The following is a 12,139-nucleotide window of genomic DNA, read 5'->3' as shown; positions in this document are numbered from 1 at the left end:
AAAATACGCGCCCAATATCGCGAAATATCCTACTCAGACCGGCAGATGCTTTGTCCTTAAATCCGTTTTTGTGTATTGGCTAGCAACACATTGATGGCGTAAGCGACAACAAAAAAAACCACCGGGACGGCGCGTGGCGGAATCGGAAACGGCAAGGTCAAACTGACCAGCAACAGATACAGCGCTCCCAGGATCAGATAGAGGCTGTAGCGATGCGCCATGGGACTGGGGTAATCGAAATTGGTCTGGCTGATCTTGCGCCGCACCAGTCCGTCGACGACAAACGGCAGCAAGGCGGCCGCCAGGTACGGTAACCAAATACACGCCGTGGTCAGGCGCTTGATCATTTGAAAGATCGTGTCCCACAGCACGTTGAGCCGGCTTTCGATGAAGGGAAACAAATCGTTACGGCCCACATCCTCGAAACCTTTGGACATCTGCCGTTCGCGCTCGGTCGGGATGAAGTAGCGGAACACGCTTTCTCGGATGCCGGTGGTAACGAATAAGCGATCAAACCAGCGTTGCGCGGTTTTACTGATCTGTGATTCTTTATCGGCGCCAAAATAGGCGATCATCATCCGGTCTTCGGCCCGTTGCAGTTCACGCGTCCAGCGGTCGGAAACGAAACTGGCCACCAGGATCACTTCCAGTAGCCAAAGCATCAGGCTGAACAACAGATTGCGGGTCATGAGCTGGCACCTTGGTGATCCCGTTGTCGATTCAGTTCCGACCGCAGTATCGGCAAGCGGCCTTTGACAATGCGGCCGCCGGATAACTTGGCGATGTAATGCAAGTCAGGCAATTGTCCGAGTAACTGCGGCGCAAACAAGTCACCTTCTTCTTCCATCAGGCGCTCACCGACATTGCCGGAAAACACCGTGGGATTGGTTGCGCTGGTGGCCACGCCTTGGGTGCGCATGATGTATTTCAAGCGGGTTTTGGGCAGATTGTCGGTGATGTACTGCTGAGTCTCGCTGTCCATGATCCTGAGCGCGATCAGGTTGTTGACGTTGCCCAGCACTTGCCGGGCTTTGTCCTGAGAACCGGTGCGGGCGGCAAAGTCGGCAAAGGTCTGGGTGGCGATGAACAGTCGAATCTTGGCGCCACGGCCTTTGTTCAACACTTGAATGAAGGGGTCGTTAATGACTTCAGCCGCTTCATCGACAAACACATTCACCGGTCTATCCGAGACGCCGTAGTTGTAACGATCACCGGCAACGGCGGCCAAATCGGCCAACAGAATCGAACCAATGGCGCTGCCCACCATGCCATCCGATAACGAGTCCAAGCCAATGTAAGCGACCTGGGCTTTTTCAATGATGTGGCCGGTATTGGTAATGGGACGCAAATCATCCACGTCATGCGGATTGGGCGATAGCAGAGGCCCCAAGGAACCGGAGGTCAGCATGTTCATGATCGGAATCAAGGAGGCGACCATCTTGCTGAAATGTGCCCGGTCATGTTCGAACAAGGACAACAGGCCTTCCAAATCCAAATTGGGCAATTGGTACTGCACGACTTCTCTGTAAAACCGCACCAGACCCACGGCTTTGGAATCGATGTCCTTGGCGTTCTTCAGGTAAGGCCGCGCCTCTTGGCGCCAATGGCCCAGGTTATTGTCGAAATAGCGTTCCAGGGCCTGAATCACCAATGTCGAAGGACCGCCTTCCAAATAACGACGCAGCTTGACCAAGGTTGGCCGTTCTTCGATCACCATCAAGCCTTGAATCACGTTATCCAGCGATTTTTGGCCAAAGGCTTTGAACGGGTCGTTACTGCTTTCGCTAGGCGAAATGGCGCTGATGCGGCTGGCGATTTCCGAAGGCCGGTTGAAATTGTGCAAGGGATCAAGGCGCACGCTGTCTTCCGGAAACGCCGGGTGGAAATACACGAAGCGATCCGGGCGCTTGGCCAAGGCGCAAGCCCGTTTGGCGCAGGCCATCAAATCCTTGTCGCCTTTGGGATCGATGATGATCACCGCTTCGCCGCGCAATACAGCTTGTGTCACCAACACGTCGAAGGCGCGGGTTTTGCCGGCGCCAGTGGTACCGACCAGTAATGTATGGCCGGCGGTATGTTGCAAGGGTTGGCGAATGTCGCCTTCGGAGACTTCCAGTCCATGAATCCAGGCCGAACCCATACGTTGATGATCGCTGGGAATCAGCGTCGAGACATCGCGTTTCAAAATCTCATAGGCCAATTGCGCATGCTTTTGCACCCAATCGAATCCCCAGCCGAACCACAAGGCCTCGGGATGATGTTTCACCATCGCTACCAGCTTTTCGGCATCCAGATATTGGAACCGAAACTGCCGCAATCGGTGTTTGCGGTACCAGAGACTCAACGCCGGCGACAGCCGCCAACACGCCATCACTCCACACGCCGTCATCAGCCAATCGAAGGGTTCGCGCGGCAAGCCCGACCAGCGATTGGTCCAATATGCCAATCCGGCACCGCCCAACCAACCCGAGATGGCATACACCTCGAAGATCGGCCGCCAGGGAAACTGGTAGTCGTAATCGGATTTCATGGGCGTAACCGAACCTGGATGCCTTCCGTGGCGCTGACCGAGCGGCAATCCGGATGGTTGGCGATATCGAGCATCAGGCGAGTGCGCTTGATCGTAGGATGTTGCGTTAAAAATTGTTCCAGCGCGGTATTGGACACTGTGTGCCAGTGACCGTCTGGCGATGATTCATTGGGCGGAATGTTTTGTTGCCGCACATGTGTTATCAGCAAGTCGATTGTTCCGGGTTTTGCCGGTGGGGTTGTTAGGGGAGCGCTTGCCTTATCAGGTTCGGAATTGACCGAACTGTCTGACGCCTTGCTGCTGATTGATTTTTGCTTGCCGATCGCTTTTGATTTGGGCTGGACAGGCTTAGTCTCCAGAGGCGTCGCGTCTTGAGACTGAGAAGCCTTAAGTTGATCTCCGGTCTTGTCAGTATTGCTACTTGGAGATTGCGGAGATGACGCTGTAAGCGTGGCTTTGGCTTGGAATTTCAATAATGCCTTCAACGCCAAACTCGGTTCCAATGCCAGCAGGATGCCGCGGACCGATTGGATGGTTTGTACCTTACGCATCGGCGACAGGACGTCGGTCACCAGCCAACCATTGTCCTCCAGGATTTTGATGAACTGGGGCGGATCGACGGCGAGTTTTTCAGCCGTCGCCGGAAACGGCAGCAAGTATTTGTCCTGAACTTCCAGAATATCGCTGCCTAATTGCCATTGGCCTTGATTGAGCATGCTGGCGATGTCCATTAGCCATTGGCCGGCATCGCCGTGGTTTTCGAACCAGCACTTGGCGCTGTCGACCGGATTAGAAATGCTTTTCGTATCCGTCGTGGCGAGATCGGGTTTTGTCGCTGAATCAGATTTTTCTGTGATGGGCGTTTTGGCTGGCGTTTTGTTTTTCGGTTTTTTTGTCTGACACAACGAAGAGGCGTCATCGGTTGATTTGGATTGCGACAGTCCTTGATCGGGATCTGATGGCAAGGAATTCAAAATGCCTGGCGCCGATTCGAGGATCGGTAGCTCGAGTTCAGCGCTGGTTTCATGAGCAGGTTCTATTTGGGGTTCTTTTGGCTCAACTGGCTTCGGATTATCAGTGCGTTGGGATTGCTTCAGAGCCGCGACATTCTTGGCTTTTGCCGGTTTGCTGATTTGCCGTGCCTGATTCGTATCGGGGTCGGCTTTAACGATGGTCGCATCCGGTTCGTTGATTTCGCGCGCTACAACAACGAGCGGCGGCTCGCCGCTGAAAATGAGTTCCGCGGATTTCAGGCGCAACAGATACAGCGTATTTTCCAAGCCTTCAGGCTGCATCTGCCAATAACGGTATTGCCGGCCATCCGGCCAGGACTTAGGGATTGCCAAGCCGCGTTCGATCAGAATGTCCGCCAAGGTATCTTCGTCACGCGGAATGCCGGGCACTTTGTCCTTGGCCAGCAATGTGACGATGTCTTGCGCACCGGCACGCCAGACAATATGCAGGCCATCCTCAAAACGCCATAGCCGAGCGCCTTTTTCGTTGACGGTCCATTGTCCGGACTTGACCAATCGGCGCATGGCGTCGAACAGGTACTTTTCCACAGGCATGCCCAAGGCCGAGTCGATGTTTTGGTAGTGCGCTTTCAGATCCCGTTCCACGCTTTTGCAGTCGGCGGTTATCACCAGTGCGTAAACTTTGGAGCCGCGGTCCAAACCGTTAATGGTTTCCAGCATGGCCTGCATGATGTCGGGGCCGGACTCCAGAATGAATGTGCGCGCTTCGCGAGTCAGCACGCGCTCGATCACCAAGGCAGAAAACTGTTCATGGCGTTTATGGCGGTTGTCCCGCCAGCGCAGAAAGTATCGGGAGATCTCATTTCGTACAGCCCAGTCGGTGATGTTTTCATCGCAAGGGTTCCAGGTATGTTGCCCCTGTGTGTCGACCACGGCGATATCGGCAACCGGTTTGCCGATGTCATGCAATAGCCCGGCAAAACAGACCGCCAGACGCCAGCGTAATTCTTGTGCTTTTCGTTCCTTGGGTGATGCTGATGTGGCAAACAAACTGCCTTGAGAAGCCAAAGTGGCCCAATGGGCAACTTCCAATCCGTGCCGAAACAAGCCTCCGGCGCCGCGATGATGATGCGATTCGGAAGCCGGCAACAAGTGGCTGAAGGCGGCATAGCGGCGTATGACCGGCGCAGCTATGGTTTGATAAAGACTATCCGGCAGGGCCAGCGCCTGTTCGATAGCAGCAATCAATTCCGTTTGACCGGACAGGATGCGTTCCACAGGCGCAGCCGGCAGACCCTTCATGAACGGTGGGTAACGCGGCACGTCTTCATCCATCGTTGTCGCAACCGGAGCGACAAGCGCGGACTCGACGCCAAACAGACGTTGGCGGATGCGAGTAATGAGCGTCGAAGGCGTATTTTCCATAACGCCGCATCTTGCCGGGAATTTCTCAATCGTCGCTTGCAGCTGGCGACGAATTCGACGTCAGCTGCAAGCAGGCTTCGCAAAAGAGTGTTTAGTGTAACGAGCTCCCTTTAATTACCCCTGGAGCTCTCATGAAATCCAAATCGCTCGCAATCCATTGTCTTGTGTCCGCAGTGTGCGGCACGGCCTGTAATTCGCTGAATCGGCCCAATGCCGCCGAACACGTGAGCGAGACCGTCATCGAATCGATTGTGCCGGTTCAACCCGAACAACCCTGGCGCCTGGATAATGCCTGGCAGACAGGTGGATTGGGCGGTTCGGTATTACGGTCTGCATCAATTGAACACGTCGTCAGGCAAGTCGATCAGCCGCTTGGCGTTTACGTGGCAAGTGACGACTCATCGGATCGCGTTCTCGATGTCAGCGCGTCGCACATTCCCGATCGCCAGGATGACGATACACTGGTCATAGAACGTGCTTGGCGAAAATATTGCCATCATCAGCTCGATATGACATCGGAGGAGCAGGCGTTAGTCAAAACCATGCCAATTCCGCACAACGTAATGAGTCATGGTTGTCATCCAGGCAGCTTGAAGAAGTGAGGTGGCTGTCATGGACAGAAATACCACCAACCATTCGCTCGATAATCTCACCGAACGTTTTCAATCTCTGACGGAGCGGAAAAAGGCCAAATTGCGGGTCGTCGAACCCTTGACGTCTTTGCCCAATTGGCCGTCGGCGATACGCGGTACGCCCAATGCTTGCTTACGGAGCGCATTGTTCGCCGGCATCCAAGGCAAGGAGCGCATTGCCTACAAAAAACGCACTTTGCTGGCTGCGGTCGATGGGATCGAGGTTCGTTACCTCGGCATACAACTCAATCAATCGGACCTTGATGTCTGGATGCAGATCGTGCACTTGTCCCGGCAACAATTACCGGGATTTAGCGTGACCTTCAGCGCCCATGCCCTGTTGACGGCATTGGGTCGCGGTAGCGGCAAAAGCCAACATGAATGGTTGAAAGAATCGATGGCGCGCTTGGGCGGCGCCTTTGTCGAAATCACCTTTCACGGCCGGGATGCCTTCGGTGAAAAAGGCTTTTTGCGCTATTACCGTGACGAACTGACGCAGCGCTACGTGGTGGAATTAACCGAATCCATGCTGCGCCTGTTCGAGGAGGGCTACACCTACATTGAATTCGAACAGCGGCAGAAATTGCGCAAACAACCCTTGGCCTTATGGTTACACGGTTTCCTGTCGTCCCATGCCGCGCCGTTCCCGATGAAAATTATCACCATTCACCGACTGAGCGGTAGTGGCTCAAAAACCCTGCGCGATTTCAAATATCGGTTGGGTAAAGCGTTGGAGGCTTTGGTTAGCATTGATACTTTGGCTAGCTTTGAATTCGCTGACGATATGGTGAAGATCAAACGCCAACCGACGCCCAGTCAGCAACGTTTTTTGGAAGATAAACAACACTAAAAAAGCACGGCATTAGACCGACGCTATTTTGGGTCGGTCGAAGCCTCTCGATACGGCATTAGGCCGACGCGGATACGGCATTAGACCGACGGAGGCACGGCATTCGGCCGACAAGGTAACGGCATTAGACCGACGGGCACGGCATTAGACCGACAAAAAGCACGGCATTAGGCCGACGTTTGACACGGCATTAGACCGACGCTTCGAGCAAAATTGGAAATCGCCGCAGGCCAAGCTATTCGCGGGCTTCAGCGATTTTTTCACGCTGAAAATCGAAGGTGCTAATCTATATATAATCTTTATTTAATCTATATATAGGGACTGGTGATAGCCAGGATTTCGTTTTTGAAACAAATGCTAGTGAGGCGTTTGTCACTGGGCTTATATGGAACGCCCTCGGTCGTCTTATGACGACCCTTTGTCGCCAGATAAGATTTAATTTGCGGTGACAGTAAAAGGCCAATTAGCTGTCATTCAGAATGTAGGTGCGATTAGCTTGCGTAATCGCACATTTCGAAGTCAACATTCCTCCGATTACGCTTTCGCTAATCGGAGCTACACGGGCTAAAATTTGATTTGAGGCTAATAGCTCCCAGTTGGTCATAGGGGACTTCTAGCTCACTCGATATCATGGATGACTTAACTCGACCCGTTTGACTGCAAAGATAAAAGTATGTAGTTGACACCTGGTTGTGAAGTAGAATAAGCGTTAGGTTATTTTGGTGCCCATGACCGCTTAATCTAAGACATTTTCACAGAACCGGGGTTAGTTCCTTCCAATTATGCCGTGCGAACCATTCAAGCTAGAGCGCCCCAACTAGGTGTTGGGAAATCCAAGGATGGGAATTTGTGTCAGGGGAAGGTGATGTTCCAGCCCATTATTTTAAAAAACTAATATTGAGGTATGTATGTCTTATTCTCTAGATCTAAAATCATTCAAACGATTGGTTATTAGCAGAGCCTTAATAGCCAGCTTGTTTGCCTTTACTTCAGTCGTGCAAGCTTCGGCTTATAACTTCACTACTTTTGATGCTCCATCTGTTAGCTGGACCTGGGCTGAGGGCATTAATAATCAAGGACAGGTCGTAGGAGGTGTTCTTACAAATAACGGCACTCATGGCTTCGTTTACAACGGCAACACTTATGCTGCTTTAGCCGTTCCTGATGCAGTGAGTGACACCATTGCCAGAGATATCAGCAATACAGGAGAAGTCGTTGGAGATTTTGATAATACTACTGGTAGCCATGGTTTCGTATATAAAGACAGTATCTATACTACTCTCGATGCTCCTAATGGAAATAATACCCAGGCCTTCGGCATTAATGATAGTGGACAAGTAGTGGGTCACTTTTACGACGTCACTGGTAGCCATGGTTTTGTCTACAACGGCAGCACCTATACTACTCTCAACGCCCCTAACGCTGATTATACTTGGGCTTTTGGCATCAATAATATTGGACAGGTGGTGGGAGACTTTCACGACGCTACGGGTACTCACAGTTTCGTCTACAACGGCAGCACCTATACTACCTTCGATGCCCCTAATGGATATAACATCTCGGCCCGAGACATCAATGATAGCGGACAGGTGGTTGGAATTCTCAACGACACCAATGGGTGGTCACATGGTTTCGTCTTCAACGGCAGCACCTATACGATTCTCGATGCTCCGGGGGAATATAATACTTGGGCTGATGGCATCAATGACAGCGGACAAGTAGTAGGGGGTTTCTACGCTAATAGCGTTCTCCATGGTTTCATTGCGGCTCCGGCTGCCGTGCCGCTACCAGCCTCCGCCTGGCTGTTTATCTCAGTTCTGGCTGGGTGGGGCAGATTGCAGTCTGCAAACCTAGGCAACAAACGGGTGCTAAACGGTCCAAATAGAGATTGACACAATATATGGACCATAAATGTGGTGAATAACGAACCAAATCAATTTAGTATCCTTGCCTAACTTTTCGTGCCACTCACCACGGGGCAGCAAGCTGTTTCGTGTTTTCTTGGTCCGCCGTGAACACGAGCGGGTGAGCGTTCACGTTAAATGTCTGCTTTCGGGACCGTTAGGGATTTGATTTGATGATACTGTCAGACCGCTATTGGCCGTTATGACACAGTGATAATTTCAATTTGCTCGCCGAATTCCAGACATTCGAATGGATTTCAGGATGTATTAATCGTTGAAATTGAATGGCCATCCCGACCGACAGGTAATCGCCGTATCGGGGTCTATCTTTCTAGCAAGCCGATTGGAACAATGCTCGTAATCTTGCAATCATCAACCGATGAATTTGTTATTGGCTTCGGCTTCAATTACCCTGCAATAACGCTGCAGAGCATCCCGAATTTTTCCCAATCGATCGAGCTGTTGCCGGATATGGGCAAACTCGGTTTCCAGTTCTTCGACTAATTCCGTCTCCCAGGCGGGTTCCCCCTTCAGCAGGTTGCCGAGCGGATAACGATAGCCGCGGCCTTTCTTAACGTACTGCGCAATTGGCTTGGTTTGACCGTTTTGTCGTAACGTGGCCATGCGATACCACTCAATGCTGAAACCGCGTTGGTTTTCCCGGCAGCGGATGCGGACGCCGATTCGGCCCGATTCGCTTTTGCTGTGTTTCTGGCGCTGGCTTTTCAATTGGCGCCAATAATCATCGACCAATACTTTGGCTTGCGCCTGGAGATGATCGCACCGGGTTTCGATCCAATGCAATATGTCTTGTTCGGTGAGAGTGGACTGAGCGTTGACGGGTCGTTCGCTGGACATGAATTTTCCTATTACTTAACTGTAGGGATAGACATGGACAATGCCTAATGGAGTTTTCTGTTCATTGCGAACCTTGGAAAGCGCCTTAGTGCATAGGTATTTGCACCTTAAATCCCTAACGCAGTAGGCATATCACTGTCATTTTCTCGATGGTTCATTTAGGCATTGCCTTCGCAAAACGGCGTGATTCATGCCTACCTAGGAAATAACTTCGGATTAGGGGCCGGTTAACGGTTGCCACCTTTCCCTACTACAGTAGGGAAATCGAAAGTCGAATTCCTATTGGGATTTGCGGGCTATCGTCCGTTCGCAATAACGCCAGCATTTTAGGCAACCGATATGGGATACCGATTGCAGTTGACGCCGAATTTGCGATCGTCTGCCGTTCCGGTCGCGATCTGCGATCGCTTTTCGAATCATCTTGCAGCTGATGGCGTTTTCGTCGTCAGCTGCAAAAGTCGCTGGGAAGATCTGACGGACAATGGCGCGATGAACCGAAACGCCATTTCTTTGCCAATCATCATAAGCTTGTGTCTCAGAGCCTCACTGGCGATGGGAAAAGACAGCGCGCCCGAGATTTCCTATTTCTCCGACAAGCAACGCGGCTGGTTTTGGTATGAGGTGCTGCCGGAGCCGGTTAAAAAAGCCAGACCCGAAATTCAAGCCGCCCAGGAAAAGCCCAAGCCTGACATCAAACCGCCCAGCGTCGTTGAAACCGAAGTTGTAGACACAACTCAAGTACAGCCTTCTGCAGAACCCCAACCGCTCTCCTCGGCCTGGTTGAAGCAAAACCTGGAGCATTACCTGAACCAGGCGCTCGACGATCCCAGTCCCGAGAATGTGGCGGCGTTTTACTACCTGCAGCGGGTGATGATGGACAAAGCTGAGCGTTTTACCAACGCCGCGCGTTACGTGGTGATGTCCGATCCGCAATTGGATGAAACCGTGCGCCGTCCGGTGGCGACCTATGCGGCCAATGAAGCCAATCATCAGGCCAACGTGGTGGCGGAAATGGCATTGAAGTCGATTGCCGCCCAAGCCGGCATTTTGTTTTTCTTTCGATCCGATTGCCCTTATTGCCATGTGCAGGCACCGATTCTGGCGATGCTGGAAAACGCTTACGGTTTCAAAATATATCCCGTGTCGTTGGATGGTTTGCCGACGCCGAACGGCTTTTTCAGCCAGTTCAAACGGGATAACGGTCAAGCGGCGATGTTGGGCGTCGAACAAACCCCGGCGCTGTTCCTGATGAAACCGCCCAAGCAAATTGTGCCGTTGGCGCAAGGCGCGTTGTCGTTGGAAGAAGTCACCGGACGGATTCTGCTGGCCGCCAAGGAAGCCGGTTGGATCGATGCCTCGCAATACCAAACCACTCAGGGCATCCGTAACACACCGATGTTGTTACCGGCCGCCGGTAGCATCAGCCCTGCGGTCACTCAAGATCCACTGTCACTGATCCAGGCATTGCAACGCAGTGCGCAAATGGGGAGCTCACCATGATTTCGCTTTCATTGTCTCTGCGCTACCGCCAGGTGCTGGTGTTGATTCTGTTGATCGAGAGTTCCGTTCCAGCCTATGCCGACCTGCAACAGGAAATGGACAGCATGTTCGGCACCATGACCAACTTCACGGCACCCACCGCGCATCTGGGACAGCGCCGTGGCGTGATTACCGGCGGCAGCCTGGTGGCGCGCAATGGCATCACCAATACCAACCTGGTCTCGTTCGTGCCGCCGTCATTTAGCGCGGGTTGTGGCGGTATCGATTTGTTTGCCGGCAGCTTCAGTTTCATCAACTTCAACCAGTTCGTGCAATTGCTGCGCAATGTCGCCGCCAATGCCTCAGGCTATGCATTCCAACTCGCCGTCGGCGCCATGTGCCCCTGGTGTGCGTCGGTGATGACCGACTTGCAAAAGAAAATCCAGGAAATGAACCAGATGTTCAGCAACTCCTGCCGGTTGGCACAGGGCTTGGTCAACGACACTGTCAAAGCCTTCGACCTGCAAAGTAAAACCAACCTGTCCAATGCCTCGTTTACCCAAGGCATTTCGGATGTGTTTTCCAGCTGGACCAACACCAGTACCTTGGGCGATCCGGTACAGCAGGTGAAGCAAAACGACCCGGCCGACATGACCAAGATCATTCAGGGCAATCTGGTCTGGCGGGCTTTGGTCAATCAAAATGCCGGCGGTTGGTTTCGCTTCGGTGGCAACAATTTGCTGGAAGCGGCGATGAGTATTTCCGGTACGGTGATCGTCGATGCGCCTCAAGCCGCGCCCGACGGCAAAGGCGAAAACAATGCGGTCAGCGCGCCGCCGCCGGTGCTGCGGATCAAGGATCTGATGTACGGCAATGACGCCGGCAATAGTTATCAAACCGTCAGGATGTACACCTGTTCGGATGGACACGATGCCGATCAGTGCCTCAAACCCATCGTCCAGAACGTCAATCTGGTGGGCTTGAAGCAACGGGTGATGGATATCCTGCTGGGTTCGGCCAATACCGGCAACGGCCTTATCTACAAATTCTCGACCAACAGCGGTCAAATCACCGACAGCGAAAAAGCCTTCATGCAAACAGTGCCGGATGCCATCGGCGGCATGATCCATAACTTGGCGAGGGAAGATGCCGGCATTGCCAGGATGTGGGCCGAAGAAGCGGCACCGGTGATTGCCTTGGAACTGGCGCAACTAATTGTCAATGATTTACTGAATGCCGTGCAAACCGCCGCGCACATGAACGACCATGCCTACGCCAAATTGCTGATGGATGCCTTGAAAGATGCCCGTGAGCAGATTCAAGACGAGTACGTCACCATCGCCGGCCGCTACGGCAATCCGCAAACCCTGATGGCGTTTTATCAGCAATTGATGAATACCGTAAAGCCAAAACATTACGGTACCGTGGCGCAATTGCCGGCTTCCGGTACCGCCTGGCCGACGCCTTAGTCCTTATCTTTTCTCTAC

Annotated in this window: 9 protein-coding genes; 5 read left to right on the top strand and 4 right to left on the bottom strand. The window is 52.6% G+C overall.

Annotation, left to right across the window (positions count from 1 at the left end; genetic code table 11):
• Positions 1–56: 56 nt before the first annotated feature.
• Genes G006_RS0103275 through mobH form a run of 3 tightly spaced genes read right to left on the bottom strand, consistent with a single transcriptional unit; the run spans position 57 to position 4,929 of the window.
• The gene (locus G006_RS0103275) at positions 57–689 is read right to left on the bottom strand and encodes a DUF4400 domain-containing protein (protein ID WP_020481733.1); all 633 of its coding nucleotides are present in this window, start codon (positions 687–689) and stop codon (positions 57–59) included.
• The gene (traD, locus tag G006_RS0103270) at positions 686–2,530 is read right to left on the bottom strand and encodes a conjugative transfer system coupling protein TraD (RefSeq protein WP_020481732.1); all 1,845 of its coding nucleotides are present in this window, start codon (positions 2,528–2,530) and stop codon (positions 686–688) included. Before traD ends, G006_RS0103275 begins: the two co-directional genes overlap by 4 nt.
• Complete coding sequence (gene mobH, locus G006_RS26870; protein WP_020481731.1) at positions 2,527–4,929, bottom strand: MobH family relaxase; 2,403 nt, start codon at positions 4,927–4,929, stop codon at positions 2,527–2,529. Before mobH ends, traD begins: the two co-directional genes overlap by 4 nt.
• 131 nt (positions 4,930–5,060) lie before the next feature.
• On the opposite strand from mobH, the gene G006_RS0103260 reads away from it, so the two are divergent.
• The 3 genes from G006_RS0103260 (at position 5,061) to G006_RS0103250 (ending at position 8,303) form a co-directional block, all read left to right on the top strand.
• Positions 5,061–5,531, top strand: coding sequence for a hypothetical protein (locus G006_RS0103260; RefSeq protein WP_020481730.1), 471 nt, complete (start codon positions 5,061–5,063; stop codon positions 5,529–5,531).
• A 10-nt stretch (positions 5,532–5,541) separates the two neighbouring features.
• Entirely contained in the window at positions 5,542–6,411 is an 870-nt protein-coding gene (trfA, locus tag G006_RS0103255; RefSeq protein WP_020481729.1) for a plasmid replication initiator TrfA, read from the top strand.
• 908 nt (positions 6,412–7,319) lie between these two features.
• Positions 7,320–8,303, top strand: coding sequence for a hypothetical protein (locus G006_RS0103250; RefSeq protein WP_020481728.1), 984 nt, complete (start codon positions 7,320–7,322; stop codon positions 8,301–8,303).
• A 384-nt stretch (positions 8,304–8,687) separates the two neighbouring features.
• Here G006_RS0103250 and mobI read toward each other — a convergent pair whose 3' ends face one another.
• Entirely contained in the window at positions 8,688–9,173 is a 486-nt protein-coding gene (mobI, locus tag G006_RS0103245; protein ID WP_020481727.1) for a conjugative transfer protein MobI(A/C), read from the bottom strand.
• 489 nt (positions 9,174–9,662) lie between these two features.
• Between mobI and traF the strand changes: the two genes are divergently transcribed.
• Both traF and G006_RS0103235 read left to right on the top strand, forming a co-directional pair.
• Positions 9,663–10,673, top strand: a complete 1,011-nt coding sequence (gene traF, locus G006_RS0103240; RefSeq protein ID WP_026146814.1) for a conjugal transfer protein TraF — start codon at positions 9,663–9,665, stop codon at positions 10,671–10,673.
• Entirely contained in the window at positions 10,670–12,121 is a 1,452-nt protein-coding gene (locus tag G006_RS0103235; RefSeq protein ID WP_020481725.1) for a conjugal transfer protein TraH, read from the top strand. Before traF ends, G006_RS0103235 begins: the two co-directional genes overlap by 4 nt.
• Positions 12,122–12,139: the final 18 nt, after the last annotated feature.

It is taken from the genome of Methylomonas sp. MK1 (genome assembly GCF_000365425.1).
Lineage (GTDB): Bacteria > Pseudomonadota > Gammaproteobacteria > Methylococcales > Methylomonadaceae > Methylomonas.
The sequence above is the reverse complement of the archived record's forward strand: the minus strand, read 5'-3'. Positions and strand labels throughout refer to the sequence as shown.

What these genes read in the sequence shown, in the direction of transcription:
- traF (WP_026146814.1), top strand. Translation starts at nt 9,663, where the DNA reads ATGAACCGAAACGCCATTTCTTTGCCAATCATCATAAGCTTGTGTCTC.
- G006_RS0103250 (WP_020481728.1), top strand. Translation starts at nt 7,320, where the DNA reads ATGTCTTATTCTCTAGATCTAAAATCATTCAAACGATTGGTTATTAGC.
- mobH (WP_020481731.1), bottom strand. Translation starts at nt 4,929, where the DNA reads ATGGAAAATACGCCTTCGACGCTCATTACTCGCATCCGCCAACGTCTG.
- mobI (WP_020481727.1), bottom strand. Translation starts at nt 9,173, where the DNA reads ATGTCCAGCGAACGACCCGTCAACGCTCAGTCCACTCTCACCGAACAA.
- traD (WP_020481732.1), bottom strand. Translation starts at nt 2,530, where the DNA reads ATGAAATCCGATTACGACTACCAGTTTCCCTGGCGGCCGATCTTCGAG.
- G006_RS0103260 (WP_020481730.1), top strand. Translation starts at nt 5,061, where the DNA reads ATGAAATCCAAATCGCTCGCAATCCATTGTCTTGTGTCCGCAGTGTGC.
- G006_RS0103235 (WP_020481725.1), top strand. Translation starts at nt 10,670, where the DNA reads ATGATTTCGCTTTCATTGTCTCTGCGCTACCGCCAGGTGCTGGTGTTG.
- G006_RS0103275 (WP_020481733.1), bottom strand. Translation starts at nt 689, where the DNA reads ATGACCCGCAATCTGTTGTTCAGCCTGATGCTTTGGCTACTGGAAGTG.
- trfA (WP_020481729.1), top strand. Translation starts at nt 5,542, where the DNA reads ATGGACAGAAATACCACCAACCATTCGCTCGATAATCTCACCGAACGT.